This window comes from Pseudomonas sp. Z4-20, assembly GCF_051131955.1.
In the GTDB taxonomy this organism is placed as follows: Bacteria; Pseudomonadota; Gammaproteobacteria; order Pseudomonadales; family Pseudomonadaceae; genus Aquipseudomonas; species Aquipseudomonas marvdashtae.
This window is the reverse complement of record NZ_CP071641.1, coordinates 179,810-205,995: the sequence shown is the minus strand read 5'-3', so window position 1 is coordinate 205,995 and position 26,186 is coordinate 179,810. Positions and strand designations below refer to the sequence as shown.

Genomic DNA, 26,186 nt, shown 5'->3' with positions numbered 1-26,186 from the left:
GAGATGACGTTCACCGTCACAAGTCGGACAGAGCAGCACAATTCTGCGAGCCTGTTAAAATGCCGGCCCATTTCGCAAACGACCCCCTGAACCCGTCATGTCCCGACTCAATCCCCGGCAGCAAGAAGCCGTGAACTATGTCGGCGGCCCTCTTTTGGTGCTCGCCGGCGCAGGCTCCGGCAAGACCAGCGTGATCACCCGCAAGATCGCGCACCTGATCCAGAATTGTGGCATCCGCGCCCAGTACATCGTCGCCATGACGTTCACCAACAAGGCCGCCCGGGAAATGAAGGAGCGGGTCGGTGGCCTGTTGCGCGCCGGCGAAGGCCGCGGCCTGACGGTCTGCACCTTCCACAACCTGGGCCTGAACATCATCCGCAAGGAACACGCGCGACTGGGCTACAAACCGGGCTTCTCGATTTTCGACGAGACTGACGTCAAGGCCTTGATGACGGACATCATGCAGAAGGAATACTCGGGCGACGACGGTGTCGACGAGATCAAGAACATGATCGGGTCCTGGAAAAATGACCTGGTCCTGCCGCCCGAGGCCCTGGAAAACGCCCGCAACCCCAAGGAGCAGACCGCTGCCATCGTCTACGCCCACTACCAGCGCACGCTCAAGGCGTTCAACGCGGTGGACTTCGACGATCTCATCCTGTTGCCGGTCAAGCTGTTCCAGGACCACGCCGACATTCTCGAGAAATGGCAGAACAAGGTCCGCTACCTGCTGGTGGACGAATACCAGGACACCAACGCCAGCCAGTATCTGCTGGTGAAGCTGCTGATCGGCAAGCGCAACCAGTTCACCGTGGTGGGCGACGACGACCAGTCGATCTATGCCTGGCGTGGCGCACGTCCGGAAAACCTGATGCTGCTCAAGGACGACTATCCGTCGCTCAAAGTGGTGATGCTGGAGCAGAACTACCGCTCCACCAGCCGCATCCTGCGCTGCGCCAACGTGCTGATCTCCAACAACCCCCACGAATTCGAAAAGCAGCTGTGGAGCGAAATGGGCCACGGCGACGAGATCCGCGTGATCCGTTGCCGCAACGAAGACGCCGAAGCCGAGCGCGTCGCTATGGAAATCCTCAGCCTGCACCTGCGTACCGACCGGCCGTACAGCGACTTTGCGATCCTGTACCGCGGCAACTACCAGGCCAAGTTGATCGAGCTGAAATTGCAGCATCACCAGATCCCCTATCGCCTGTCGGGGGGCAACAGCTTCTTTGGTCGCCAGGAGGTGAAGGACCTGATGGCCTACTTCCGCCTGATCGTAAACCCGGACGACGACAACGCCTTCCTGCGGGTGATCAACGTGCCGCGTCGGGAAATCGGTTCGACCACCCTGGAAAAACTCGGCAACTACGCCACGGAGCGCAAGATATCGATGTACGCCGCCACCGACGAAATCGGCTTGGGCGAACACCTGGACAGCCGCTTCACCGACCGCCTGGCGCGCTTCAAGCGCTTCATGGACAAGGTCCGCGAACAGTGCGCCGGGGAAGATCCGATTTCAGCGCTGCGCAGCATGGTCATGGACATCGATTACGAGAACTGGCTGCGCACCAATAGCTCCAGCGACAAGGCCGCCGACTACCGCATGAGCAACGTCTGGTTTTTGATCGAGGCGTTGAAGAACACGTTGGAAAAAGACGAAGACGGCGACATGACTGTCGAAGACGCCATCGGCAAATTGGTGCTGCGCGACATGCTCGAGCGCCAGCAGGAAGAGGAAGAAGGCGCTGAGGGCGTGCAGATGATGACCCTTCACGCCTCCAAGGGCCTGGAATTCCCTTACGTGTTCATCATGGGCATGGAAGAGGAAATCCTGCCGCACCGTTCCAGTATCGAAGCCGACACCATCGAAGAAGAACGGCGCCTGGCCTACGTCGGGATTACCCGGGCACGCCAGACGCTGGCCTTTACCTTTGCCGCCAAGCGCAAGCAGTACGGCGAAGTGATCGACTGCGCGCCGAGCCGCTTTCTCGATGAGCTGCCGCCGGACGACCTCGCCTGGGAAGGCAACGACGACACGCCGACGGAAGTCAAAGTCGTTCGCGGCAACAGTGCCCTGGCCGATATACGCGCAATGCTGAAGCGCTAAAATTACCTTTTTTTTCACCGAAACTCAGGCGCTGAACGCGTCATCAGAGGAGGCTTCATGGAAGCCCTGCAGCAGAAAATTCGTGAACAAGGCATCGTGCTTTCCGATCAGGTCCTGAAAGTCGACGCTTTCCTGAACCACCAGATCGACCCGCACTTGATGAAGCTGATCGGCGACGAATTTGCCGCGTTGTTCAAGGATTCGGGCATCACCAAGATCGTCACCATCGAAGCCTCGGGCATTGCCCCGGCGATCATGACCGGCCTGAACCTCGGCGTACCGGTGATCTTTGCCCGCAAGCAGCACTCCCTGACCCTGACGGAGAACCTGCTCTCGGCCACCGTGTACTCATTCACCAAGAGAACCGAAAGCACCGTAGCCATCAGCCCGCGCCACCTGACCAGCAGCGACCGCGTGCTGATCATCGATGACTTCCTGGCCAACGGCAAAGCTTCCCAGGCGTTGATTTCCATCATCAAGCAGGCCGGCGCGACCGTCGCCGGGCTGGGCATCGTGATCGAGAAATCGTTTCAGGGAGGCCGCGCGGAACTGGATGCCCAGGGCTATAGAGTCGAATCCCTGGCGCGGGTGAAATCGCTGGCGGGTGGGGTCGTGACGTTCCTCGACTGACGCCCCGACAGCCCTGTGGGAATGGATTTGCTCGCTCCCAAGGGTTGTGTCCGCTCAGTGGATCGCGGTGGCCTTGAGCCCCGCGAGCAACAAGCGCTGGGACAGCTCCTCCTTCAGGCCTTCAGGGTTCGTCAACTGCATCCGCTCCAGATGCCCGGCATACTCCCATGGCTCCGGAGCATCGAGCGCGGCTTTGCCCAGCTCCAGGATTTCGGTGAGCTTGAACTTGCTTTTAAGCCAGTTCAGCGCCCGCAGCAAATCGCGCTCCAGCCCATCGAAATCGCAGCCCAACGGGTACTCCGGAAACAGATTCGGATGCCGCGCCTGGATAGCCTGCAAACGCTCCGACGTGTTGTCGGCGAAACGCGGATCGAGACGAAAGTCCTTTGGCAGTTTGCCGGCGCTTTGTGCCTGCTCGATCAGCCCAGGCTGGAAGCGTGAATCGCTGATGTTCAGCAACGCTTCGATCACGGCGGCGTCGGTCTTGCCTCGCAAGTCAGCGATGCCGTACTCGGTCACCACGATGTCCCGCAGGTGCCGGGGAATTGTGCAGTGGCCGTACTCCCAGACGATATTCGAATTGATCACGCCCCCCGATTCGCGCCAGCTGCGCAAGAGCAGGATCGAGCGGGCCCCTTCCAGCGCATGCCCCTGGGCAACGAAATTGTACTGGCCGCCCACGCCACTGAGCACCCGCCCGTCCTCCAACTGGTCAGCCACCCCGGCACCCATGAGCGTCATGGTGAAGACGGTGTTGATGAAGCGCGCATCGAGTCGCTGCAAGCGCTTGAGCTGTTCTTGGCCGTACAGCTCGTTGATGTAGCTGATGCGGGTCATGTTGAATTCGAAGCGCCGGCTCTGCGGCAGTTCGCGCAAGCGCTCATAGAAGCTGCTCGGACCGAGGAAAAAACCGCCATGAATGCAAATGCCGTCAGGTTGCGCCGCCTCGTCGAGAGTCCCTGCGTTGGCCTGTTCCTGGGTCGGTTCGTCGGGATAGACCTTGCGCCGAATGATTCCGGCCTCCGCCAACACCAGCAGGCCGTTGACGAACATTTCGCTACAACCGTACAGCCCCTTGGCAAACGGCTCGACCCCACCCTCGCGCTCGATCAACTGCGCCCACTGGCTGAGGTTCACGTCGGCGAGCAGCGCCTGGTAACCGGCGTTATCGGCCTGACGCGCCAACAACGCCGCGGTCAACGCATCGCCCATCGAGCCGATGCCGATCTGCAGCGTACCGCCGTCGCGCACCAGGGTGCTGGCGTGCAGGCCGATCAAATGATCCTGGAACCCCACCGGCATGTTCGGCGTGGAGAACAGCGTGTGGCTGTCCTTTTCATCGATCAGCAGGTCGAAGCCGTCGATGCCGATTTCCGCGTCGCCCGGCATGTAGGGCAAATCCCTGTGGACCTGCCCCGCTATGAGAATGGTTTCCCCCGCCTCGCGCCGCTTGGCGACCATGGGCAACAGGTCCAGGGTAATGTCCGGGTTGCAGCTCAGGCTCAGGCGATCCGGATGCTCCGGGTCGCTGGCCACCAGCTGCGCGATCAGGTTCAGGCCCATCGCGTTGATGTCCCGGGCCGCGTGGCTGTAGTTGCTGCTGACGTAGTCCTGCTGGGCGGATGCACTGTGCAACAAGCTGCCCGGTTGCATGAAGAATTGCTGGACGTGAATGTTCGCCGGCAGGCTGTCGCGCTGCAGGTCGGCAAGGTAATCAAGCTCGGGATAGTCGCCGAAGACCCTCTCGACAAACGGCTCGAGGAAGCGCTTCTGCAACCCGTCGCCGAGGTTCGGCCGGCCCAGGCTCAGCGCCGTATAGATGGTCAGCTGCCGCTCGGGCAGTTGCGCGATGCGCCGGTACAGCGCGTTGGCGAACAGATTGGGCTTGCCCAGCCCCAGAGGCATGCCGAGGTGGATATGCGCGGGCAAGCGCTCGAGCACGTCATCCACCGCCTGTTCGATTGAACACAACTGAACCATCCGGCCCTCCGGGACATTCCATGAATGTGGGTTGGACCGAGCTTGCCGGGTCTTGGTTGCGATGAACAGCCTGGAAAAAAGACCCAGGCGCAAAAAAGCCGCTCGTAAGCGGCTTTTCGTGAAAGATCCCGGAGGATTACAGACCGGACATCTCTTTGATAGCACCCTTGAGTTCTTCATCGGTGCAATCGGCGCAGGTGCCCTTAGGCGGCATCGCGTTCACGCCGGTGATGGCCTTGGCCAGAATGCCGTCGAGGCCGCCTTGATGGTCGGCACGCTCTTTCCAGGCAGCCTTGTCACCGACTTTCGGCGCGCCCAGCAGGCCGGTGCCGTGGCACGCGTTGCAATGTTTGGCGATGACATCCTTGGGTGCCTTGGCACCACCGGCGCCGCCAGCCGAGGCCACGACTTCCATACCCTTGCATTCCTTGCCCTGAACGCAAACCTGGCCAACGGGTTCGAGGCGCTTGGCGATTTCGTCGTTGGGCGCCGCTTGGGCGCTCGCAGCCCATAGGGCCAATACGGTTGCTGGTGCAGCCAGCATTTTCATAATTAGGTTCACGCGTACACCCTCAATGGTGGCTAGTCACGCCTGCGGCCACGGTTTGCAGGCGGGCGCAAGTATAGCGGTAAGCCTGTCACTCTGAAACAACCCCAAAGTCGCAAGGGTCTTGTTCGTCACGACAGCCCAACGTGCGGGCGCCTTTGCCATCCAGGCTTGGCGCCTCTTTGTTTAGAAATTGGCCGGTGTGGCTGCGCTGATCAGTCGCGCCGGCGCATCGAACGGATTGCGAAAACGGTGAGGCTTGGTGCTTTCAAAATAGTAGCTGTCGCCTGCCTCGAGCACGAAAGTTTCGGCACCGACCACCAGCTCCAGCCGACCTTCCACCAGAATCCCGGTTTCCTCGCCTTCGTGGGTGAGCATCTCGTCACCGGTGTCGGCGCCTGGCGGATAGATTTCGTTCAAAAAGGCAATCGCCCGGCTTGGATGGGCCCTGCCCACCAGTTTCATGGTCACGGCGCCGTCGGAGATGTCGATCAGCTCGTTGGCTTTATAGACGATCTGGGTCGGTTTCTCCTGGAGGATTTCTTCGGAGAAAAACTCGACCATGGACATGGGAATCCCGCCAAGGACCTTGCGCAGCGAGCTGATCGAGGGGCTCACGCTGTTTTTCTCGATCATCGAAATGGTGCTGTTGGTGACGCCCGCGCGCTTGGCGAGTTCACGCTGGGAAAGGCCTTTGAGTTTACGAATGGATTGCAGTCGTTCACCGACGTCCAATGCTGGAGCCTCCAGGGAATCAGGTTGTGTGGAAAGTGAGCGTTATCATGGCGACAGCGTTCAGTATTTACAACACCTTGACCCGAATCCTGTGCGGCGAAGCGACTTTCGGTAGGCTGCGTTTTGCCTCAGGTCCCGGAATAGAGCCGTGGCACTCGTCGCAGGTTGCAGAAAATCTGATAGGGAATGGTGTCGGCGGCTTTCGCGACATCGCTGGCGAGGATGTTTTTGCCCCACAGCTCCACGGTCGAGCCGAGCCCGGCCTGAGGAATATGGGTCAGGTCCACGCACAGCATGTCCATCGATACTCGTCCGACCAGCTGACTGCGCTGGCCATCCACCAGGACCGGCGTACCGTTCGGCGCCTGGCGCGGGTAGCCGTCGGCATAGCCCATGGCAACCACGCCGACCCGGGTCGGTTGCGCCGTCACGAAGCGAGCACCGTAGCCCACCGGCTCGCCGGCGGGAAGCTCGCGCACGCTGATGATCCTGGACTCCAGTGTCATGACCGGTTGCAGGCGCGAAGCCACGGCATTGGCTTCCTCGAACGGCGTCGCACCGTACAGCATGATGCCTGGCCTTACCCAATCGCTCGGTATTTGCGGCCAACCCAGAACCGCCGGCGAATTGCGCAGGCTGACCTCGGCCGCCAAGCCCTGGCGGGTCTGCTCGAACACGGTCAGTTGTTGCAGGCTGCAGGGGTCATGCAACTCGTCGGCGCGGGCGAAGTGGCTCATCAGTACGATCTTCGCCACCTTGCCGCTCGCCAACAGGCGACGATACGCCGCCTGATAGTCGGTCGGGTGCAATCCGACCCTATGCATGCCTGAATCGAGCTTGAGCCAGACCGTGATCGGCGCGCCCAATGTTGCGCGTTCAATCGCTTCGAGCTGCCACAACGAATGCACCACGCACCAGAATTCGTGCTCGACGATCAACGGCAGTTCATCGGCCTCGAAGAATCCCTCCAACAGCAGGATCGGTCCGGCAATCCCACCGGCCCGCAGCTCCAGGGCTTCTTCGATGCAGGCCACGGCGAACCCGTCGGCCGTTTCCTGCAAGGCCTCGGCGCAGCGCACCGCGCCATGCCCATAGGCGTCTGCCTTGATCACGGCAAGGGCCTTGGCCCCGGTAACTTCGCGGGCCAGTTGGTAGTTGTGACGCAAGGCTTGGAGATCGATCAGGGCGCGGGCAGGACGCATGGCGGCAGGCTTCTAGGCGGTCATGAATAAAAAACCGGCGCGGGCTGGCAGGGTGGACCACCCACAGCGCCGGGAGAGGGATCGTTTGGCCGGTATCAAGGCAGCGCAGCCACGACGGACAGCTCCACCAGGATCTCTGGCTCACACAGCTTGGCCTCCACCGTGGCCCGGGCCGGGGCGACGCCTTTGGGTAACCATTTGTCCCAGACCGCGTTCATGCCTGCGAAGTGAGCCTCGATTTCCTTCAGGTAGATCGTCACCGATAACAGTCGCGTCTTGTCGGTCCCGGACAGGTCAAGCAGACGTTCGACGTTGGCCAAAGCCTCGCGGGTCTGCTGTTCGATACCGGCGCTCATGTCGTCGCCGACCTGCCCGGCCAGATAAACGGTGCCGTTGTGCAGGACGACCTGACTCATGCGGTCATTGGTGAGCTGGCGCTGTATTGACATGTTTCGCGGACTCCTGAGGTTTGCTGCCATAACGGGAAATATCGAGGCCTTCGGCGCTGATCTGCGGCTTTTTCTTCGCCATCAGATCCGCCAGCAAGCGACCGGAACCGCACGCCATGGTCCATCCGAGGGTGCCGTGGCCGGTATTGAGGAACAGGTTCTTGAACGGCGTGGCGCCGACGATCGGCGTGCCGTCCGGGGTGGTCGGACGCAGGCCGGTCCAGAAGCTGGCCTGGGCCAGATCGCCGCCCAGAGGATAAAGGTCGTTGACGATCATCTCCAGGGTTTCACGCCGGCGCGGATTGAGCGAGAGGTCAAAACCAGCAATTTCCGCCATGCCGCCGACGCGAATGCGGTTGTCGAAACGGGTGATAGCGACCTTGTAGGTTTCGTCGAGAATGGTCGAGGTCGGTGCCATCGCCGGGTCGGTGATCGGCACGGTCAGCGAATATCCCTTGAGCGGGTATACCGGCGCACGAATACCCAGCGGCTTGAGCAATTGCGGCGAGTAGCTGCCTAGGGCGAGGACGTAACGGTCGGCGGTTTCCAGCTTGCCGTCGATCCAGACGCCGTTGATGCGATCGCCGGCAAAATCCAGGCGCTCGATGTTCTGGTCAAAGCGGAACTGCACGCCGAGCTTCACCGCCATTTCCGCCAGGCACGTGGTAAACATCTGGCAATCGCCGGTCTGGTCGTTAGGGAGGCGCAAAGCACCGGCCAGGATGTTGGTGACATTGGCCAAGGCCGGCTCGACCCGGGCGATGCCTTCGCGGTCGAGTACTTCGAACGGTACACCGGATTCTTTCAACACGGCGATGTCTTTTGCCGCACCATCGAGCTGGGCCTGTGTGCGGAACAGCTGGGTAGTCCCCAGGCTGCGGCCTTCGTAGGCAATACCGGTTTCGGCACGCAACTCGTCAAGGCAGTCGCGGCTGTACTCGGACAGGCGGACCATGCGCTCCTTGTTGATCGCATAACGATTGGCGGTGCAGTTGCGCAACATCTGCGCCATCCACAGGTACTGGTCGATGTCGGCGGTGGCCTTGATCGCCAGCGGCGCGTGGCGCTGCAACAGCCATTTGATCGCCTTGAGCGGCACGCCCGGCGCGGCCCACGGCGAGGCGTAACCCGGCGATACCTGGCCGGCGTTGGCGAAACTGGTTTCCATGGCAGGCGCCGGCTGACGGTCGACCACCACTACTTCAAACCCGGCACGGGCCAGATAGTAAGCACTGACGGTACCGATGACGCCGCTACCCAAGACCAGAACGCGCATGTTGAAGCCCTCATCGCGGATAACCGCTGACGTTTGTTATACAAAGCCGTATTGAGCGCAGTGTAAAAAAGATCAGGCAGTGCTTTTCACTATATAAATACCTATATTTGGCGAGAATTCTCGGCAAAAACCCTTTTCACGGAGGCGCATCACCTGTGCGTACCAATACCCAGACCAAACGCGAGCTGGACAAGATCGACCGCAACATCCTGCGCATCCTCCAGGCGGACGGGCGCATCTCCTTCACTGAGTTGGGCGAGAAGGTCGGTCTCTCCACCACGCCCTGTACCGAGCGGGTGCGGCGCCTTGAACGCGAAGGGATCATCATGGGCTACAACGCCCGGCTCAACCCGCAGCACTTGAAGGGTAGCTTGCTGGTGTTCGTCGAGATCAGCCTGGACTACAAGTCTGGCGATACTTTCGAAGAATTCCGACGCGCCGTGCTGAAATTGCCTCACGTGCTGGAATGTCACTTGGTATCAGGGGATTTTGACTATCTGGTGAAAGCGCGGATTTCCGAGATGGCCTCGTACCGCAAGTTGCTGGGCGACATCCTGCTCAAGTTGCCGCATGTGCGCGAATCCAAGAGCTACATCGTGATGGAAGAGGTGAAGGAAAGCCTGAACCTGCCGATTCCGGATTGATCCGGCCTAGACCAACACCTGCCGGGTGCTCGCCATGTATTCATGGATCTGCTTCTCGACGCGCGGATGAATCAACTCTACCGGACGCCGTCCATTTGGGCATGGCAAGGTCGCCGTGGTGCCGAACAACCGACAGATCAGCGGTCTTTCATCGTAAACCGTGCAGCCGTTCGGCCCCAAGTGCACACAGTCGAGCGCTTCCATGGCGGCGTCCTGTTCGGCGCGAGTCTTGCGCGGCAGGCGAGCCATTTCCTCAGGCGAGGTGGTCACCGGTCCGCAACAGTCATGGCAGCCCGGCACGCACTCGAACGTAGGAATCTGCTGACGTAGCGTGCGGATTTTTTGACTGTTGCAGCTCATCGAGGCGATACCGAATCGGGACAGCCGTGGATTCTGCCTCAAAAGCCACAGGCCAGACAGCGCCAGGCGACCGGTGTTGCCGACGAACGAATCCACGGCTTATGCTCCGTAAAATTTCTCAAACACAACAATCAGGATTACGCACATGAACGCCCGTGTTCAGCAACCGGTCCCGAGCCACGCGCACGCCGCCTCTTACTACGCCGCCAGCAGCCTGCCACAGCCGGACCATCCGGTGCTGCAAGGCGAGTTGGTGGCGGATGTCTGCGTGGTGGGCGGCGGGTTTTCCGGGTTGAACACCGCGATCGAATTAGCCGAACGCGGCATGAGCGTTGTCCTGCTGGAAGCACACAAGATCGGCTGGGGCGCCAGCGGGCGTAACGGCGGCCAGCTGATTCGCGGTGTGGGCCATGGCCTCGATCAGTTCGCCCCGGTCGTTGGCGCCGACGGCGTCCGCCAAATGAAACTGATGGGGCTTGAAGCGGTGGAAATCGTCCGCCAACGAGTCGAGCGCTTTCAGATTGCCTGCGACCTCACCTGGGGTTACTGCGACCTCGCCAACAAACCCGACGACTTGCAAGGCTTCGCCGAAGAGGCCGAGGAACTGCGCAGCCTGGGTTATCGCTACGAAACCCGACTGCTGCGAGCCGATGAAATGCACAGCGTGGTGGGCTCGGATCGCTACGTTGGCGGCCTGATCGACATGGGCTCGGGTCACCTGCATCCGCTTAATCTGGCGCTGGGCGAAGCGGCCGCGGCGCAGCAATTGGGCGCCCGGCTGTTCGAACGATCGGCCGTCGTGCGTATCGACTATGGTCCGCAGGTCAAGGTACACACCCAGCAAGGCTCAGTTCGCGCGAAGACGCTGGTGGTGGGGTGCAATGCTTACCTCAATGGCCTGAACCAGGAACTGAGCGGCAAAGTGTTGCCCGCCGGCAGCTACATCATCGCCACCGAACCCTTGAGCGAAGCCCAGGCAGGGGCGCTATTGCCGCAAAACATGGCAGTCTGTGACCAGCGGGTAGCCTTGGATTACTACCGGCTTTCGGCGGACCGCCGCTTGTTGTTCGGCGGCGCTTGTCACTATTCCGGTCGCGACCCGCAAGACATTGGCGCTTATATGCGTCCTAAGATGCTCAAGGTGTTCCCGCAATTGGCGGACGTGAAGATCGACTACCAATGGGGCGGGATGATCGGCATCGGCGCCAACCGTTTGCCGCAGATTGGCCGGTTGAAGGATCAACCGAATGTGTATTACGCCCAGGCCTACTCCGGCCACGGCGTAAACGCCACACACCTTGCCGGCAAGTTATTGGCCGAGGCCATCAGCGGACAGCAAGGCGGGGGATTCGACTTGTTTGCCAAGGTGCCGCATATGACTTTCCCGGGTGGGAAGCACTTGCGCTCTCCCCTGCTGGCGCTGGGGATGTTGTGGCATCGGCTGAAAGAATTGGTTTAACCAAAACCGTGGTGAGGGAGCTTGCTCCCTCGCCACAGGGTTTCGTACTCATTTTTCATCTAGCTTCAAAGCCGCCAGAACGGCTTGAGGCCTTCTGCCCGGGCCTGCTCCCGGGTCAGCCCGATGTCTTGCAACTGTTCGGGTGTGAGCTCCAACAAGGCTTTGCGTGTATGCAGGCGATGCCAGAACAGGCCCCAGCGACTCAGGCCGGACGGAGCATTGCGCAACATTGCCTCACGCAGCCCCTTTTCCTGCCCTGCCACCAGTTCCTGACTGTGTAACGTCAGCCGCACATCGCTCAAGCCGTTCATTTTTGATCGCTCCTGTTTACTTGGGTAGCCAGAGCTTTCATGATGCGCGGACAGACAAAAGCGATACAGATTCAAATAACGTCTTTTATAAGCATACAGAATCGACATTTTTAAGACTGAATTGCAGTTTTGCTTCCCATCTGTATCGGTTTCCGTTTTCTATCTCATCGGGATTGCACCATGACCCTCTACGTGAACCTCGCCGAACTGCTTGGTACTCGCATCGAACAGGGCTTCTACCGCCCCGGCGACCGGCTGCCGTCGGTGCGCGCCTTGAGCACGGAACATGGCGTCAGCCTGAGCACCGTCCAGCAGGCCTATCGCGTGCTGGAGGACAGCGGGCTGGCGACGCCGAAACCCAAATCCGGCTACTTCGTCCCGGTCAGCCGCGAATTGCCGGACCTGCCGGCGGTAGGTCGTCCGGCCCAGCGGCCGGTGGACATCTCCCAGTGGGACCAGGTCCTGGAACTGATACGCGCTGTACCGCGCAAGGACGTGGTGCAGCTCGGGCGCGGCATGCCCGACATCCATTCACCGACGCTTAAACCGTTGCTGCGCAGCCTGGCGCAGATCAGTCGACGGCAAGACATGCCCGGCCTGTATTACGACAATATCTATGGCAATCTCGAGTTACGTGAACAGATCGCCCGGCTGTCCCTGGACTCCGGCTGCCAGCTGGGCGCCAACGACCTGATCGTCACCACCGGCTGTCACGAAGCATTGTCAGTGAGCGTACGCGCCACTTGCGAACAGGGCGATATCGTCGCGGTGGATTCGCCAAGCTTTCACGGCGCCATGCAAACATTGAAGGGCCTGGGCATGAAAGCCCTGGAAATCCCCACTGACCCGCTCACCGGTATCAGCCTGGAAGCATTGGAGCTGGCACTGGAGCAATGGCCGATCAAGGCCATACAGTTGACACCCAGCTGCAATAACCCGCTGGGCTACATCATGCCCGAGGCCAACAAGCGCGCCCTGCTGACCCTGGCGCAACGCTTCGATGTGGCGATTATCGAAGACGATGTGTATGGCGAATTGGCGTACACGTACCCCCGTCCGCGCACGATCAAATCCTTCGACGATGACGGCCGCGTCCTGCTCTGCAGTTCTTTTTCCAAGACCCTCGCACCGGGCCTTCGAATTGGCTGGGTTGCACCCGGTCGATACTTGGAGCGGGTGCTGCACATGAAATACATCAGCACCGGCTCCACCGCCCCGCAACCGCAGATTGCAATCGCGGAGTTTCTCAAGGGTGGGCATTTCGAACCCCATCTGCGCCGCATGCGCACCCAATACCAGCGCAATCGCGACGTCATGATGGATTGGGTCAGCCGCTATTTTCCCCAAGGCACCCGCGCCAGCAGGCCCCGCGGCAGCTTCATGCTGTGGGTCGAACTGCCCGAGGGTTTCGATACGCTGAAGCTCAACCGCCTGCTGCATGACCAAGGTGTGCAGATAGCCGTCGGCAGCATCTTTTCGGCGTCAGGCAAATACCGCAATTGCCTGCGCATGAATTACGCTGCCAGGCCAACGGCACAAATCGAGGATGCAGTGCGCAAGGTCGGTGCCGTGGCTATCGCACTGTTGAACGAAACCCAGCGAGACACCGTCTGACCGAGTAGGCAGGGAAGCAGCATCCAACAGCCGACCCACGCAAACAATCGGAACGAGCCTACGTGAGATCCAGACCGATCCTGCACGCGCTATTGCTAGTCGCCTCGCTGCTGGGCGGCTGCGCCAGTTTTGATGTCACCCGCGAACCCTCCCAGGCGCTGCCGGCCTCCGATTCAGCGTTCGGCCGCTCGGTGGCGCAACAGGCTGCGCCGCATGAAGGCCGCTCAGGCTTCCGCCTGCTTTCCGACAGCACCGACGCCTTCATCGCCCGAGCCGAACTGATCCGCAATGCGCAGAGCAGCCTCGATTTGCAGTACTACATCGTCCATGACGGCATTAGCACGCGCATGCTGGTGGACGAGCTGCTCAAGGCTGCAGATCGCGGCGTGCGTGTGCGCATTCTGTTGGATGACACCACTAGCGACGGCCAGGACCAGATCATCGCAACCCTCGCCGCCCACCCTCAGATACAGATCCGCCTGTTCAATCCGCTGCACCTGGGACGCGCCACTGGCGTCACCCGCAGCCTTGGACGTCTGTTCAACCTGTCACTGCAACACCGCCGCATGCACAACAAACTGTGGCTGGCGGACAACAGCATGGCCATCGTCGGCGGCCGCAATTTGGGGGATGAGTATTTCGACGCCGAACCGAACCTGAATTTCACTGACATCGACTTGCTCGGCGTCGGGCCGGTGGCCGAACAACTGGGGCACAGCTTCGACCAATACTGGAACAGCGCGCTGAGCAAGCCCATCGAACAATTCTTGTCCCATCAGCCTACTGCCAAGGAATTGGCCAACAGCCGCTTGCGCCTGCAACAATCGTTGGAACAAACGCACAAGGAGAACCACGCGCTTTATCAGCAGTTGACCGCCTACAAGACCCAGCCCCGCCTGGACACGTGGCGCAAGCAATTGACCTGGGCCTGGAACCAGGCACTGTGGGACGCGCCCAGCAAGGTCCTGGCCAAGGATGAGCCAGACCCGCAGCTCTTGCTGACCACACAACTGGCCCCGGAGCTGACCGGCGTCAGCAAAGAACTGATCATGATCTCGGCCTACTTCGTCCCCGGCCAGCCAGGCTTGGTGTACCTGACCAGCCGCGCCGACGCCGGCGTATCGGTGAGCCTATTGACCAATTCCCTGGAAGCGACAGACGTACCCGCTGTGCACGGCGGCTACGCGCCGTATCGCAAGGCCCTGCTGCAACATGGCGTACGGCTGTTCGAGTTGCGTCGCCAACCCGGCGACAGCGGCAGCAGCCCGCACCTGTTCTACAGCAAGTCCTACGGCGAGTCGGACTCCAGCCTGCACAGCAAGGCGATCATCTTCGACGGGCAGAAATCTTTCATCGGCTCGTTCAACTTCGACCCCCGCTCAGTGCTGTGGAATACCGAAGTCGGCGTGCTGGTGGACAGTCCTGAGCTTGCTGGCCAAGTGCGCGAACTGGCCTTGCAGGGCATGGCGCCGACCCTGAGTTATCAGGCGCGGCTCGATGATGCTGGTGAGCTGGTTTGGACCACCGAAGACAACAGCAAGCTGCACGACCTGGATCGCGAGCCAGGCAGCTGGTGGCGCCGATTCAACGCCTGGTTCGCCACGACGATCGGATTGGAGCAGATGCTTTAGACGTCGATCGCTTTCATGGCAATCGAATTTGTGGGCGGGCCGCTTGTGTCGCTCCGAACGCACCTTGGCGCAACAATAGGATCACCAACCCGAACGCGCCCGCCGCCATGAACAAGGGCAGCGCATGCCCACTGACCCACTGGCTGCCCGCCCCCGCCACCAGTGGACCGACCAGGCAGCCAATCCCCCACAATTGCGCGACATGGGCATTGGCCCGCACCAGCGCATCGTCGCGGTAACGCTCGCCGATCAGGATCAGCGACAAGGTGAACAATCCTCCCGCGCTGGCACCAAACAGCACCCACAACGGCCAGATGAACACCGTGTCGATCAGCAACGGAACCGCCAGGCTCGATAACATCAGCACCACCGCACAACCGGTGAACAACGACCGGCGCGACAGGCGATCAGCCAGCGCACCAATGGGCAACTGCAACAAAGCATCACCCACCACCACCGTACTGACCATGGCCAGGGCAATATCGGCACTGAAGCCTTGGCGCAGGCAATAGACCGGTAACAGCGTCAGGATCATCGCCTCGAACGCCGCGAACAATGACACGGCCCAGCCAATCGCCGGCAACCCTCGGCAAAAGCCCCAGAGATCCTTGAACGTGACACCGCTGGACTCGCTGGTGGGCGCACCCTTGCGGCCGAGCAATAGCAACGGCGAAACCAGCAACAGACCGACACCCACCCAGAAACCATAGTCGTGTTCGGTGCCCAGCGCGCCTAGCAACAAGGGGCCGGACAGTTGGCTCAGGGCATAACTGCTGCCATACAGCGCCACCAATCGCCCGCGCCATTGCTCGATGACCAACTGATTGATCCAGCTTTCACCCAGGATGAACACCAGAGTCAGGACCACGCCAATCAGTAGCCGCAGCAGCAACCAGACCGGATAGCTCGGCAAGAGCGCGAGCAGACCGATGGACAACGCCCCGCCCCACAGGCAGAGACGCATCAATGCGGCCGTGCCGAAACGCGCCGCCAGCCGGCTCGAAACCTTCGCCCCGACCAGCACGCCAATCGCCGGCATGGCGGCCATGACGCCAATGGCGAACGAGCCGTAACCCCAGCCCTCCAGGCGTAGCGACACCAGCGGCATCGTCACGCCCAGGGCCAGGCCAACACTCAGGACGGATGCCAACACGGCGAAATAGGTCGCCCAACGCATTTCCACGCTCCTGTGGACAATCAACTTTCAACCCTGCACAAAGCAAATGTGGGAGCGGGCTTGTTCACGAAGACGGTTTCCCATTCAACAGCCAGGTTGAGTGAAGCTCCGCCTTCGCGAGCAAGCCCGCTCCCACAAGGTTTTTACAGTTACAGCTTGATCCAGGTCGCCTTCAGTTCAGTGTACTTGTCGAAGGCATGCAGCGATTTGTCGCGACCGTTGCCCGACTGTTTGAAGCCACCGAACGGCGCCGTCATGTCGCCGCCGTCGTACTGATTGACCCACACGCTGCCGGCGCGCAGTGCCTTGGCGGTCAGGTGAGCCTTGGAAATGTCCTTGGTCCACACTGCCGCAGCCAGGCCGTATGGCGTGTCGTTGGCGATCTGGATGGCCTCTTCGGCGCTGTCGAAGGCAATGACCGACAACACCGGGCCGAAAATTTCTTCCTGGGCAATTTTCATCGCGTTGCTCACGCCGTCAAAAATCGTCGGCTCGACGTAAGTGCCACCGGTTTCTTCGAGAATCCGCTTGCCGCCGGCCACCAGCTTGGCGCCGTCGCTGTGACCGGCCTCGATGTAGGACAGCACGGTATTCATTTGCTGGGTATCGACCAGGGCGCCGACGTTGGTCGCCGGGTCCAGGGGGTTGCCTGGCTTCCAACCCTTGAGGGCTTCGATCACCAACGGCAGGAACGTATCCTTGATGGAACGCTCAACCAACAGCCGCGAACCGGCGGTGCAAACTTCGCCCTGGTTGAAGGCAATGGCGCTGGCGGCGGATTCGGCGGCGGCCTGCAAGTCGGGGGCGTCGGCGAACACGATGTTCGGGCTTTTGCCACCGGCTTCCAGCCAGACGCGTTTCATGTTGGATTCACCGGAATAAATCATCAATTGCTTGGCGATTCGGGTGGAACCGGTGAACACCAGCGTGTCGACATCCATGTGCAAGGCCAGGGCCTTGCCGACGGTGTGACCGTAGCCCGGCAACACGTTCAGCACACCTTTCGGGATACCGGCCTCGATAGCGAGGGCCGCAATGCGGATCGCGGTCAGCGGCGATTTTTCCGATGGTTTCAGTACCACGGAGTTACCGGTGGACAATGCCGGGCCGAGCTTCCAGCAGGCCATCATCAGCGGGAAGTTCCACGGAACGATGGCACCGACTACCCCAACCGGCTCACGAGTCACCAGGCCCAGTTGGTCGTGAGGAGTAGCGGCCACTTCATCGTAGATCTTGTCGATGGCTTCACCGCTCCAGCTCAAAGCTTGGGCGGCACCGGGCACATCAATATTCAGCGAGTCGCTGATTGGCTTGCCCATGTCTAGCGTTTCCAACAGAGCCAGCTCTTCGGCGTTCTGCTTGAGCAGACCGGCAAAGCGAATCATCACGGCTTTGCGCTTGCTCGGCGCCAGGCGCGACCAGACGCCGGAATCGAACGTGGCGCGAGCATTTTCGACAGCCCGCTGGGCGTCGGCCACGTCGCAGCTGGCGACTTTGCCCAACAGGCGGCCATCGACCGGGCTGAGGCAATCAAAGGTTTCGCCGGACACCGCATCGGTGTATTCACCGTTGATGAAGGCGCGGCCTTCGATCTTCAGGTCGCGGGCGCGCTGTTCCCAGTCGGCACGAGTCAGGGTGGTCATGCGAGTGTCCTCCTCTTGTTTGGGTACGAACGCCATGCAATGCCCAGCGTTCAAGAATTCTGCCTTGCCGATATGTATTCGGCACAAGGCACTCGCCACCCTAAACCAGCGGCCGGGGGTGTTTCAATATATTTGACACAAAACCAGCAAACGGCCTTGCGATGTTCGTTTTAATAAACATAGACTTTTGTTCTTCCAGCCATCCGCGCCGCAAGCACCGAGGGTAACCGCATGAGCATCCAGGACATCGTCGATTTCAGCCAGGCCAATACCACCGCCGACCGCTATCGCCCGGACCCGGCCAAGGTGCTCAAGGGAGACCCCAAGCAAACCGTCTTCAATCATTACAACAGCCCATGCGGACAGATGAACGCCGGGGTCTGGGAAGGCGAGGTCGGCCAGTGGACGGTCAACTACACCGAACACGAGTACTGCGAGATCGTCCAGGGTGTCTCGGTGCTGCGTGACGACGATGGGAATGCCAAGACACTTCGAGCCGGCGACCGCTTCGTGATTCCCGCCGGGTTCAAAGGCACATGGGAAGTGCTGGAGCCGTGCCGCAAGATTTATGTGGTGTTTGAGCATAAAGGCTGAAACTCACCCTCAGGAATCGACAACAAAAAAGGCCCGTATCTCGCGATACGGGCCTTTTTTGTAAGAGGGAAAAATCAATTACTTGATTTTGCCTTCCTTGTAGATCACGTGCTTGCGAACAACCGGATCAAATTTCTTGATCTCGATTTTGTCCGGGGTAGTACGCTTGTTTTTGTCGGTAGTGTAGAAGTGACCAGTACCGGCGCTCGAGATCAAACGAATCAATTCACGCATGATTAGCTCCCTTAAACCTTGCCATCGCGACGAAGTTCGGCCAGCACGACACTGATGCCACGCTTGTCGATGATGCGCATGCCCTTGGCAGATACGCGCAGACGCACAAAACGTTTCTCTTCTTCAACCCAGAAGCGGTGATGCTGCAGGTTCGGCAGGAAACGACGACGGGTTTTGTTGTTTGCGTGGGAAATGTTATTCCCAGTCACCGGACCCTTACCGGTAACTTGACAGACTCTCGACATGCCTCAGCCCTCTAAAACCACATGCCCAACCCGGCATGGGTTGGCCGCTTAATCTCTCAGTCATTTGGCGCCAGGCGCCGCGTTTCTTTAAGGGTCTTACCGGCTACACCTACAGTGAAGGAACCGGGCCCCTAGAAAAGAGCGCTGCTTTATACCAGAAAGACCCAGGCACAACAACAGCCGGTGTGATTTGTCTTGCTGGGAAAACCTCGTCCGGCAGCCCCAGGCAGCTGGGGTAAGGGCCAGCGGCGTCCTGACCGCTCGTCGCGGCATGCAGGTTTTTTTCGGCCAACGGTTAGTTCAGGCCGCTGGTGCACCGGCAAACCGCAGGAAAGAGTGCCGGAAAATGCAAAAGGGGGATAGTCATTTGCGAGCGAGCCCACTAGGGTAGACCTTTTCCAGACTGCACTCGCAGATGGGCCTCCGACCTGCACAGGAAATCAATCATGCGCCTCGCTGCCCTATCACTGATGCTCGCCCCTCTGCTGATCAGCCCGCTGGCCCAGGCCGCTGCCCTGAGCGTGTGTACCGAGGCCAGCCCGGAAGGATTCGATGTCGTCCAATACAACTCGCTGACCACCACCAACGCCTCAGCCGACGTGCTGATGAACCGCCTGGTGGACTTCGACACGGCCAGCGGCAAAGTGGTCCCGAGCCTGGCCGAGAGCTGGGAAGTCTCAAGCGATGGCCTGGTGTATGTCTTCAAGCTGCGCCCACGGGTCAAGTTCCACCAGACCGACTACTTCACACCGCGCCGCGACCTGACCGCCGAAGACGTCAAGTTCAGCTTCGACCGCATGCTGGATCCGGCCAACCCTTGGCATAAGGTTGCGCAAAGCGGCTTCCCTCACGCCCAATCCATGCAGCTGCCGGCGCTGATCACGAAGATCGATGCGCTGGATCCATTGACGGTGCGCTTCACCCTCGACCATGCGGATTCAACTTTCCTGGCGACATTGAGCATGGGTTTTGCGTCGATCTATTCAGCCGAATATGCCGACCAGTTGATGAAAGTCGGCAAGCCGGAACAACTCAACAACCAGCCCATCGGCACTGGCCCGTTCATATTCAACCGGTTCCAGAAGGACGCCTCGATTCGCTACAAGGCCAATGGCGACTACTTTGGCGGTAAACCCCAAGTGGATCCGTTGATCTTCGCCATCACGCCGGATGCCAACGTGCGCCTGCAGAAATTGCGGCGTAACGAATGTCAGGTCGCCCTGTCTCCCAAGCCGCTGGACGTACAGGCCGCCAAGCAAGAGCCGACGTTGAAAGTGGAGCAGACCGAGGCCTTCATGACCGCGTTCCTGGCAATCAACAGCCAGCACCCCCCCTTGGACAAGCCCGAAGTCCGACAAGCCATCAACCTGGCCTTTGACAAGGCCAGCTACCTCAAGACCGTTTTCGAGGGCACCGCCGAAGCGGCCAACGGCCCCTACCCACCCAATACCTGGAGCTACGCCAAAAACCTGCCTGGCTATGCCCATGATCCGGCCAAGGCTCGTGAGCTGCTGACCAAGGCCGGACTGAAGGAAGGCTTCAAGACCACCTTATGGACCCGCCCCTCCGGCAGCCTGCTCAACCCCAATCCGAGCCTCGGCGCGCAGTTGCTGCAGTCGGACCTGGCGGAAATCGGCATCCAGGCGGAAATCCGCGTGATCGAATGGGGCGAACTGATCCGCCGCGCCAAGGCTGGCGAACACGACCTGTTGTTCATGGGCTGGGCAGGCGACAACGGCGACCCGGACAACTTCCTTACCCCGCAGTTTTCCTGCGCGGCGGTGAAGTCCGGCACCAACTTCGCCCGTTACTGCAATCCAGACCTGGACAAGCTGATCGGCGCCGGCAAGACCACCAGCGAACAAGGCGTGCGCTCCAAGCTCTATGAGCAGGCCCAGGCGCAGATCCAGCAACAGGCCCTGTGGCTGCCCTTGGCGCACCCCACGGCGTTTGCCCTGACCCGCAAGGATGTCCAGGGTTACTCGGTGAGCCCGTTTGGTCGCCAGGACTATTCGAAGGTCAGCCTCAAGCCGTAAGCTGCAAGCTGTAAGCTGCAAGCTGCAAGCTGCAAGCCAAGAGCAGACCGCGCGCAGCTCTTACTTGCCGCTTCAAGCTTGAAGCTTGCCGCTGCCTCAAATCCACCCATACTCCGCCATGGACAGCGGCTCCCCATCGCCCACGATAAAATGGTCGAGCACCCGCACATCGATCAGCTCCAGTGCCTCCTGGAGCCGTTCGGTGAGCATCCGGTCGGCCTGGCTGGGCTCGGTGTTGCCGGAGGGGTGGTTATGGCACAGGATCACAGCGGCGGCGTTATGGGCCAGGGCGCGCTTGACCACTTGCCGGGGGTGAACAGTGGCCGTGGCGATAGAACCGTGAAAGAGCGCTTCAAACGCCAGCACCTGATGCCGTGAGTTGAGAAACAAGCAACCAAAGACTTCGTGAGGTTCGTGGCGAAGCATTGACTTGAGATAGTCACGAACGGCTTGCGGATCCTCCAGCATTGATTTTTGCCGCATCCGCTCAGCCAAATGTCGCCGGCCCATTTCGAGTACCGCCCGTAATTGCGCGAATTTCGCCGGGCCTAGCCCCATCTGACTGCTGAACGTGAGCTGATCAGCTTCAAGCAGCGCACGCAGGCAGCCAAATTGAGTCAACAGGTGTCGCGCCAGATCCACCGCGCTTTTGCCCGACACGCCCGTGCGTAAAAAAATCGCCAGCAGCTCGGCGTCTGAAAGACTCTCCGCCCCCAGCGCCAACAACCGTTCCCGCGGCCGCTCGGCTGCGGGCCAATCGCGAATACTCATGGCATCTCCCTGATAGTGGGCGCCGCTGTTCCGTAGCGGACGCTGTGATATCTTAGCCCATCTTTTTTGCAGGCGATTTGCACCCTGGCAGGCTGTTGCCAAGGGGTTCGTCTTGCACTGACCACTGAAAATCGAAAGGCAGGCCTATGCAGCGGCTGTATCGGAAACGCATCGTTCTGGGCGTCGGCGGCGGCATCGCCGCCTACAAGAGCGCCGAGCTGGTTCGCCGACTCATCGACCAGGGCGCGGAAGTGCGGGTCGTCATGACCCGCGGTGGCAGTGAATTCATCACGCCGCTGACCATGCAGGCATTGTCCGGACACCCGGTCCACCTGGATTTGCTCGACCCGGCGGCCGAGGCTGCCATGGGCCACATCGAACTGGCCAAATGGGCCGACCTGGTCTTGATTGCCCCGGCCACGGCCGACCTGATCGCTCGCCTGGCCCAAGGCATCGCCAACGATCTGCTCACCACCCTGGTGCTCGCCACCGACGCCGTGGTCGCCGTGGCACCAGCAATGAACCAGGCCATGTGGCGCGACCCGGCCACCCAGGCCAACCTGCAGTTGCTCGAAAGTCGTGACCTCAAGGTTTTTGGCCCAGCCTCGGGCAGCCAGGCCTGTGGCGATGTCGGCATGGGCCGCATGCTGGAGGCTACCGATCTGGCCCAATGCGCCGCCGACTGCTTCAAGCGCGAGGCCCTGACCGGCAAGCATGTGCTGATCACCGCCGGACCGACCCAGGAAAACATCGACCCGGTGCGCTACATCACCAACCACAGCTCAGGGAAAATGGGCTTCGCCCTGGCCGAGGCAGCCGTCGAGGCTGGCGCCCGGGTGACGTTGATCACCGGCCCGGTGCACCTGCCTACCCCGGACCGGGTCACGCGTATCGACGTGGTCAGCGCCCGGGACATGCTCGCGGCCTGCGAAGCCGCCATCCCGTGCGACCTGTTCATCGCCTCGGCAGCCGTCGCGGACTACCGCCCCGAAGTCGTCGCCCCGCAAAAATTGAAGAAAGATCCTACCAGCGGTGATGGCCTGCTCCTGCAAATGGTGCGCAACCCTGACATCCTGGCCACCATCGCCACTCGCCCCGATCGTCCGTTCAGTGTGGGTTTTGCCGCCGAGACCGAACATTTGCTCGACTACGCCGCGCGCAAGCTCAAGGACAAGAACCTCGACTTGATCGTCGCCAATGACGTCGCCAACCCGAGCATCGGCTTCAACAGCGAAGAAAACGCCTGCAGCGTGATCGACCGCCAGTTGCACGCCACACTTTTCGCCCAGACCAGCAAGGGCAAGATTGCCCGCCAACTGATCACTTTTATCGCCGACCGGCTGAACCAGGTTTAACTTCATGCACGCTCTACAAGCCAAGATCCTCGACCCACGCATCGGTAACGAATTCCCGCTGCCGCAATACGCCACACCGGGCTCCGCCGGCCTTGACCTGCGGGCGATGCTCAAGCAGGACACGATCCTGGAGCCGGGCCAGACCCTGCTGATTCCTACCGGCCTGTCGGTCTACATTGGCGATCCCGGCCTGGCCGCGCTGATCCTGCCGCGCTCGGGCCTGGGCCATAAGCACGGCATCGTGCTGGGCAACCTGGTCGGCCTGATCGACTCCGATTACCAGGGCGAATTGATGGTGTCGTGCTGGAATCGCGGCCAGACCGCTTTCAATATCCAGGTGGGCGAGCGCATTGCCCAGTTGGTATTGGTGCCGGTGGTCCAGGCACACTTCGAGCTGGTCCAGGAATTCGACGAGAGCCAGCGCGGCGCCGGCGGTTTCGGACATTCCGGCAGCCACTGACCCTCCGTTCCAGGCCGGGCGTCGTGCCCGCCGCTTTATTAAGCTTCTGTTTCAGGACGAAAAATGCGCAACGGGTTGCAACGACGTTTCCCATCCGGAATCAACGTTTTAGACCGTTAAGGCTGGGGTAACGCTATCTCATGGCACTTTCCCACCGCGAACTCTCTGTCAAAAACGCCGTCATACCCTTCAGCTTGAGCCTGCCGACGCCCGTCGTCGGCCTGTCCAGTCACTTTCCTGATAGAGCGCCCCGCCCATGAACACCCCAGCCGCAATCGCCCCAATCTTCCCTGACAGCATCTTTCGCGCCTACGACATCCGTGGCGTGGTGCCGGAAACCCTGACGGCTGAAACCGCCTACTGGATCGGCCGGGCCATCGGCTCCCAAAGCCTGGCCCAGGGCGAACCCAACGTGAACGTTGGCCGTGATGGTCGCTTGTCTGGCCCGGAGCTGGTCGAGCAGTTGATCAAAGGCATCGCCGACAGCGGCTGCCACGTCACCGACGTTGGCCTGGTACCGACACCGGCGCTGTATTACGCCGCCAACGTGCTGGCCGGCAAATCCGGCGTGATGCTCACCGGCAGCCACAACCCGTCGAACTACAACGGCTTCAAGATCGTCATCGCCGGCGACACCCTCGCCAACGAGCAGATCCAGGCCCTGCACACCCGCCTCAAGACCAATGACCTGAGCAGCGGCCAGGGCAGCGTGACCAAGGTTGATATCCTCGAGCGCTACAACGATGAAATCGTCAACGACGTGAAACTCGCCCGTCGCCTGAAAGTGGTGGTCGACTGCGGCAACGGCGCGGCCGGCGTGATCGCCCCGCAACTGATCGAAGCGCTGAACTGTGAAGTCATCCCACTGTTCTGCGACGTGGACGGTAACTTCCCCAACCACCACCCGGATCCGGGCAAGTTGGAAAACCTGCAGGACCTGATCGCCAAGGTCAAGGAAACCAATGCCGACCTGGGCCTGGCCTTCGACGGCGACGGCGACCGCGTGGGCGTGGTGACCAACACCGGCAGCGTCGTGTTCCCGGACCGCCTGCTGATGCTGTTCGCCAAGGATGTCGTAGCACGCAACCCTGATGCGCAAATCATCTTCGACGTGAAATGCACCCGTCGCCTGATCCCGCTGATCAAAGAATATGGCGGTCGCCCGCTAATGTGGAAAACCGGTCATTCGTTGATCAAGAAAAAAATGAAACAAAGCGGCGCCCTGCTGGCCGGCGAGATGAGCGGCCACATCTTCTTCAAGGAGCGCTGGTTCGGTTTTGATGACGGCATCTACAGCGCGGCACGCCTGCTGGAGATCCTCAGCAAGGAGAAATCCACCGCCGAAGAGCTGTTCGCGACCTTCCCTAACGATATTTCCACGCCGGAAATCAATATCCATGTGACCGAAGAGAGCAAATTCAGCATCATTGATGCACTGCACGACGCCCAGTGGGGCGAAGGCGCCGAACTGACCACCATCGACGGTGTGCGGGTCGACTACCCACAAGGCTGGGGCCTGGTTCGCGCCTCCAACACCACCCCGGTGCTGGTGCTGCGTTTCGAGGCTGACAACGAGGCCGAACTGCAGCGCATCAAGGACGTGTTCCACACCCAACTCAAACGTGTTGCACCTGATCTCCAACTACCGTTTTGATTCACCACCGGAGCCCTGAATGACCCTCGAACGCGAAGCCGCCGCCAACACCGCCAAGGTCCTGTCCGAAGCGTTGCCTTATATCCGACGCTACGTCGGCAAGACCCTGGTGATCAAATACGGCGGCAACGCGATGGAAAGCGAGGAGCTGAAAACCGGCTTCGCCCGCGACATCGTGCTGATGAAGGCCGTGGGGATCAACCCGGTGGTGGTGCATGGCGGTGGCCCGCAGATCGGTGACCTGCTCAAGCGCCTGTCGATCGAGAGTCACTTCATCGATGGCATGCGCGTTACCGACGCGCAGACCATGGATGTGGTGGAGATGGTCCTGGGCGGCCAGGTGAACAAGGACATCGTCAACCTGATCAACCGTCACGGCGGCAGCGCCATTGGTCTGACGGGCAAGGACGCCGAGCTGATCCGGGCGAAGAAGCTCACCGTGACTCGCCAGACCCCAGAGATGACCCAACCGGAAATCATCGACATTGGCCAGGTAGGCGAAGTGGTCGGCATCAACACCGACCTGCTGAACCTGCTGGTCAAGGGCGATTTCATCCCGGTCATTGCACCGATCGGCGTGGGCGCCAATGGCGAGTCGTACAACATCAACGCCGACTTGGTGGCCGGCAAAGTCGCCGAAGCACTGAAGGCCGAGAAGTTGATGCTGTTGACCAACATTGCCGGCCTGATGGACAAGACCGGCAAGGTCCTGACCGGGCTGTCGACCCAGCAAGTCGACGAGTTGATCGCCGACGGCACCATCTACGGCGGCATGCTGCCCAAGATTCGCTGCGCGCTGGAAGCGGTACAGGGCGGCGTTGGCAGTTCGCTGATCATCGACGGCCGGGTTCCGAATGCGATTCTGCTGGAGATCTTCACCGATACGGGCGTGGGTACGTTGATCAGTAATCGCAAGCGGCCCTGATACGGATACCTGAAAACGCAAATCGCGACCTTGAAAGCTGCAAAGTGGCATTCGAAACACGAAGCCCATTGTTGCTGACAAGGCTCGCGATTTTTTTTCGGGCAGGAAAGTATTTGCGTCTCCTCCGATGAGTTCAGTAACGCGCCC

At 60.6% G+C, this 26,186-nt stretch carries 24 protein-coding genes and 1 pseudogene; 12 read left to right on the top strand and 13 right to left on the bottom strand.

Going from position 1 to position 26,186, the window contains the following annotated elements:
• The first annotated feature begins 97 nt into the window (after window positions 1–97).
• Window positions 98–2,107: a DNA helicase Rep gene (rep, locus tag J3P82_RS00950; RefSeq protein ID WP_186612688.1), complete on the top strand. Its 2,010-nt coding sequence runs from the start codon at window positions 98–100 to the stop codon at window positions 2,105–2,107.
• A 57-nt stretch (window positions 2,108–2,164) separates the two neighbouring features.
• On the top strand, window positions 2,165–2,737 hold the full coding sequence (locus J3P82_RS00945) for a xanthine phosphoribosyltransferase (RefSeq protein ID WP_434559983.1): 573 nt from the start codon (window positions 2,165–2,167) through the stop codon (window positions 2,735–2,737).
• Window positions 2,738–2,791: 54 nt separating this feature from the next.
• On the opposite strand, the gene J3P82_RS00940 is transcribed toward J3P82_RS00945, so the two are convergent.
• The 6 genes from J3P82_RS00940 to dadA all read right to left on the bottom strand — a co-directional run bounded on the left by J3P82_RS00940 (window position 2,792) and on the right by dadA (window position 8,926).
• Entirely contained in the window at window positions 2,792–4,717 is a 1,926-nt protein-coding gene (locus J3P82_RS00940) for an acetyl-CoA hydrolase/transferase C-terminal domain-containing protein (protein ID WP_434559981.1), read from the bottom strand.
• Window positions 4,718–4,853: 136 nt separating this feature from the next.
• Window positions 4,854–5,267 carry a c-type cytochrome gene (locus tag J3P82_RS00935; RefSeq protein ID WP_186634442.1) on the bottom strand — a complete coding sequence of 138 codons (414 nt, stop codon included), beginning with the start codon at window positions 5,265–5,267 and terminating at the stop codon, window positions 4,854–4,856.
• Between the two features lie 183 nt (window positions 5,268–5,450).
• Window positions 5,451–5,999, bottom strand: a complete 549-nt coding sequence (locus J3P82_RS00930) for a cupin domain-containing protein (protein ID WP_047226150.1) — start codon at window positions 5,997–5,999, stop codon at window positions 5,451–5,453.
• A 128-nt stretch (window positions 6,000–6,127) separates the two neighbouring features.
• Window positions 6,128–7,201, bottom strand: a complete 1,074-nt coding sequence (gene alr / locus J3P82_RS00925) for an alanine racemase (RefSeq protein WP_434559979.1) — start codon at window positions 7,199–7,201, stop codon at window positions 6,128–6,130.
• A 95-nt stretch (window positions 7,202–7,296) separates the two neighbouring features.
• The gene (locus J3P82_RS00920) at window positions 7,297–7,650 is read right to left on the bottom strand and encodes a RidA family protein (RefSeq protein ID WP_434559977.1); all 354 of its coding nucleotides are present in this window, start codon (window positions 7,648–7,650) and stop codon (window positions 7,297–7,299) included.
• Complete coding sequence (dadA, locus tag J3P82_RS00915; RefSeq protein ID WP_434559975.1) at window positions 7,622–8,926, bottom strand: D-amino acid dehydrogenase; 1,305 nt, start codon at window positions 8,924–8,926, stop codon at window positions 7,622–7,624. The genes J3P82_RS00920 and dadA overlap by 29 nt, the downstream gene beginning before the upstream one ends.
• Before the next feature lie 155 nt (window positions 8,927–9,081).
• Here dadA and J3P82_RS00910 point away from each other — a divergent pair, with 155 nt between their 5' ends.
• On the top strand, window positions 9,082–9,570 hold the full coding sequence (locus J3P82_RS00910) for an Lrp/AsnC ligand binding domain-containing protein (RefSeq protein ID WP_003206849.1): 489 nt from the start codon (window positions 9,082–9,084) through the stop codon (window positions 9,568–9,570).
• 6 nt (window positions 9,571–9,576) lie between these two features.
• Here J3P82_RS00910 and J3P82_RS00905 read toward each other — a convergent pair whose 3' ends face one another.
• Window positions 9,577–9,930, bottom strand: a complete 354-nt coding sequence (locus J3P82_RS00905; RefSeq protein WP_030138200.1) for a YkgJ family cysteine cluster protein — start codon at window positions 9,928–9,930, stop codon at window positions 9,577–9,579.
• A gap of 145 nt (window positions 9,931–10,075) precedes the next feature.
• On the opposite strand from J3P82_RS00905, the gene J3P82_RS00900 reads away from it, so the two are divergent.
• Window positions 10,076–11,389, top strand: coding sequence for an NAD(P)/FAD-dependent oxidoreductase (locus tag J3P82_RS00900; protein WP_434559973.1), 1,314 nt, complete (start codon window positions 10,076–10,078; stop codon window positions 11,387–11,389).
• A 65-nt stretch (window positions 11,390–11,454) separates the two neighbouring features.
• Here J3P82_RS00900 and J3P82_RS00895 read toward each other — a convergent pair whose 3' ends face one another.
• The gene (locus tag J3P82_RS00895) at window positions 11,455–11,700 is read right to left on the bottom strand and encodes a DUF1127 domain-containing protein (protein ID WP_186612674.1); all 246 of its coding nucleotides are present in this window, start codon (window positions 11,698–11,700) and stop codon (window positions 11,455–11,457) included.
• 180 nt (window positions 11,701–11,880) lie between these two features.
• Here J3P82_RS00895 and J3P82_RS00890 point away from each other — a divergent pair, with 180 nt between their 5' ends.
• Both J3P82_RS00890 and J3P82_RS00885 read left to right on the top strand, forming a co-directional pair.
• Window positions 11,881–13,314, top strand: coding sequence for a PLP-dependent aminotransferase family protein (locus J3P82_RS00890; protein ID WP_434559971.1), 1,434 nt, complete (start codon window positions 11,881–11,883; stop codon window positions 13,312–13,314).
• 62 nt (window positions 13,315–13,376) lie between these two features.
• Window positions 13,377–14,945 (top strand): phospholipase D family protein, encoded by a 1,569-nt coding sequence (locus J3P82_RS00885; protein WP_434559969.1) that lies wholly within the window; start codon window positions 13,377–13,379, stop codon window positions 14,943–14,945.
• A 13-nt stretch (window positions 14,946–14,958) separates the two neighbouring features.
• On the opposite strand, the gene J3P82_RS00880 is transcribed toward J3P82_RS00885, so the two are convergent.
• Both J3P82_RS00880 and J3P82_RS00875 read right to left on the bottom strand, forming a co-directional pair.
• A complete protein-coding gene (locus J3P82_RS00880) occupies window positions 14,959–16,122 on the bottom strand; it encodes an MFS transporter (RefSeq protein ID WP_434559967.1) in 1,164 nt (387 codons plus the stop codon).
• A gap of 149 nt (window positions 16,123–16,271) precedes the next feature.
• The gene (locus J3P82_RS00875) at window positions 16,272–17,765 is read right to left on the bottom strand and encodes an aldehyde dehydrogenase (protein WP_434559965.1); all 1,494 of its coding nucleotides are present in this window, start codon (window positions 17,763–17,765) and stop codon (window positions 16,272–16,274) included.
• A gap of 231 nt (window positions 17,766–17,996) precedes the next feature.
• Here J3P82_RS00875 and J3P82_RS00870 point away from each other — a divergent pair, with 231 nt between their 5' ends.
• Window positions 17,997–18,359 (top strand): cupin domain-containing protein, encoded by a 363-nt coding sequence (locus tag J3P82_RS00870; protein WP_434559963.1) that lies wholly within the window; start codon window positions 17,997–17,999, stop codon window positions 18,357–18,359.
• 78 nt (window positions 18,360–18,437) lie between these two features.
• Here J3P82_RS00870 and rpmG read toward each other — a convergent pair whose 3' ends face one another.
• Window positions 18,438–18,593 (bottom strand): 50S ribosomal protein L33, encoded by a 156-nt coding sequence (rpmG, locus tag J3P82_RS00865; RefSeq protein ID WP_007894709.1) that lies wholly within the window; start codon window positions 18,591–18,593, stop codon window positions 18,438–18,440.
• Between the two features lie 11 nt (window positions 18,594–18,604).
• Window positions 18,605–18,838, bottom strand: a complete 234-nt coding sequence (gene rpmB, locus J3P82_RS00860) for a 50S ribosomal protein L28 (protein ID WP_003177273.1) — start codon at window positions 18,836–18,838, stop codon at window positions 18,605–18,607.
• Window positions 18,839–19,284: 446 nt separating this feature from the next.
• Between rpmB and J3P82_RS00855 the strand changes: the two genes are divergently transcribed.
• Window positions 19,285–20,874, top strand: a complete 1,590-nt coding sequence (locus J3P82_RS00855; protein ID WP_434559961.1) for an ABC transporter substrate-binding protein — start codon at window positions 19,285–19,287, stop codon at window positions 20,872–20,874.
• A 96-nt stretch (window positions 20,875–20,970) separates the two neighbouring features.
• On the opposite strand, the gene radC is transcribed toward J3P82_RS00855, so the two are convergent.
• Complete coding sequence (radC, locus tag J3P82_RS00850; protein WP_434559959.1) at window positions 20,971–21,645, bottom strand: RadC family protein; 675 nt, start codon at window positions 21,643–21,645, stop codon at window positions 20,971–20,973.
• 146 nt (window positions 21,646–21,791) lie between these two features.
• On the opposite strand from radC, the gene coaBC reads away from it, so the two are divergent.
• The 4 genes and pseudogenes from coaBC to argB all read left to right on the top strand — a co-directional run bounded on the left by coaBC (window position 21,792) and on the right by argB (window position 26,039).
• Window positions 21,792–23,000: a bifunctional phosphopantothenoylcysteine decarboxylase/phosphopantothenate--cysteine ligase CoaBC gene (gene coaBC, locus J3P82_RS00845; protein ID WP_186612659.1), complete on the top strand. Its 1,209-nt coding sequence runs from the start codon at window positions 21,792–21,794 to the stop codon at window positions 22,998–23,000.
• Between the two features lie 4 nt (window positions 23,001–23,004).
• Complete coding sequence (gene dut / locus J3P82_RS00840; RefSeq protein WP_186633679.1) at window positions 23,005–23,460, top strand: dUTP diphosphatase; 456 nt, start codon at window positions 23,005–23,007, stop codon at window positions 23,458–23,460.
• A gap of 250 nt (window positions 23,461–23,710) precedes the next feature.
• Window positions 23,711–25,114 (top strand): annotated as a pseudogene (locus J3P82_RS00835) (phosphomannomutase/phosphoglucomutase); the annotation flags it as partial.
• A gap of 19 nt (window positions 25,115–25,133) precedes the next feature.
• Window positions 25,134–26,039, top strand: a complete 906-nt coding sequence (gene argB / locus J3P82_RS00830) for an acetylglutamate kinase (RefSeq protein ID WP_123426174.1) — start codon at window positions 25,134–25,136, stop codon at window positions 26,037–26,039.
• Window positions 26,040–26,186: the final 147 nt, after the last annotated feature.

Bases quoted from the DNA above. Each gene is read 5' to 3' on its own strand.
- rep (WP_186612688.1), top strand. From the start codon at position 98: ATGTCCCGACTCAATCCCCGGCAGCAAGAAGCCGTGAACTATGTCGGC.
- J3P82_RS00945 (WP_434559983.1), top strand. From the start codon at position 2,165: ATGGAAGCCCTGCAGCAGAAAATTCGTGAACAAGGCATCGTGCTTTCC.
- J3P82_RS00940 (WP_434559981.1), bottom strand. From the start codon at position 4,717: ATGGTTCAGTTGTGTTCAATCGAACAGGCGGTGGATGACGTGCTCGAG.
- J3P82_RS00935 (WP_186634442.1), bottom strand. From the start codon at position 5,267: ATGAAAATGCTGGCTGCACCAGCAACCGTATTGGCCCTATGGGCTGCG.
- alr (WP_434559979.1), bottom strand. From the start codon at position 7,201: ATGCGTCCTGCCCGCGCCCTGATCGATCTCCAAGCCTTGCGTCACAAC.
- J3P82_RS00920 (WP_434559977.1), bottom strand. From the start codon at position 7,650: ATGTCAATACAGCGCCAGCTCACCAATGACCGCATGAGTCAGGTCGTC.
- dadA (WP_434559975.1), bottom strand. From the start codon at position 8,926: ATGCGCGTTCTGGTCTTGGGTAGCGGCGTCATCGGTACCGTCAGTGCT.
- J3P82_RS00905 (WP_030138200.1), bottom strand. From the start codon at position 9,930: ATGAGCTGCAACAGTCAAAAAATCCGCACGCTACGTCAGCAGATTCCT.
- J3P82_RS00900 (WP_434559973.1), top strand. From the start codon at position 10,076: ATGAACGCCCGTGTTCAGCAACCGGTCCCGAGCCACGCGCACGCCGCC.
- J3P82_RS00895 (WP_186612674.1), bottom strand. From the start codon at position 11,700: ATGAACGGCTTGAGCGATGTGCGGCTGACGTTACACAGTCAGGAACTG.
- J3P82_RS00890 (WP_434559971.1), top strand. From the start codon at position 11,881: ATGACCCTCTACGTGAACCTCGCCGAACTGCTTGGTACTCGCATCGAA.
- J3P82_RS00880 (WP_434559967.1), bottom strand. From the start codon at position 16,122: ATGCGTTGGGCGACCTATTTCGCCGTGTTGGCATCCGTCCTGAGTGTT.
- J3P82_RS00875 (WP_434559965.1), bottom strand. From the start codon at position 17,765: ATGACCACCCTGACTCGTGCCGACTGGGAACAGCGCGCCCGCGACCTG.
- J3P82_RS00870 (WP_434559963.1), top strand. From the start codon at position 17,997: ATGAGCATCCAGGACATCGTCGATTTCAGCCAGGCCAATACCACCGCC.
- rpmG (WP_007894709.1), bottom strand. From the start codon at position 18,593: ATGCGTGAATTGATTCGTTTGATCTCGAGCGCCGGTACTGGTCACTTC.
- rpmB (WP_003177273.1), bottom strand. From the start codon at position 18,838: ATGTCGAGAGTCTGTCAAGTTACCGGTAAGGGTCCGGTGACTGGGAAT.
- J3P82_RS00855 (WP_434559961.1), top strand. From the start codon at position 19,285: ATGCGCCTCGCTGCCCTATCACTGATGCTCGCCCCTCTGCTGATCAGC.
- radC (WP_434559959.1), bottom strand. From the start codon at position 21,645: ATGAGTATTCGCGATTGGCCCGCAGCCGAGCGGCCGCGGGAACGGTTG.
- coaBC (WP_186612659.1), top strand. From the start codon at position 21,792: ATGCAGCGGCTGTATCGGAAACGCATCGTTCTGGGCGTCGGCGGCGGC.
- dut (WP_186633679.1), top strand. From the start codon at position 23,005: ATGCACGCTCTACAAGCCAAGATCCTCGACCCACGCATCGGTAACGAA.
- argB (WP_123426174.1), top strand. From the start codon at position 25,134: ATGACCCTCGAACGCGAAGCCGCCGCCAACACCGCCAAGGTCCTGTCC.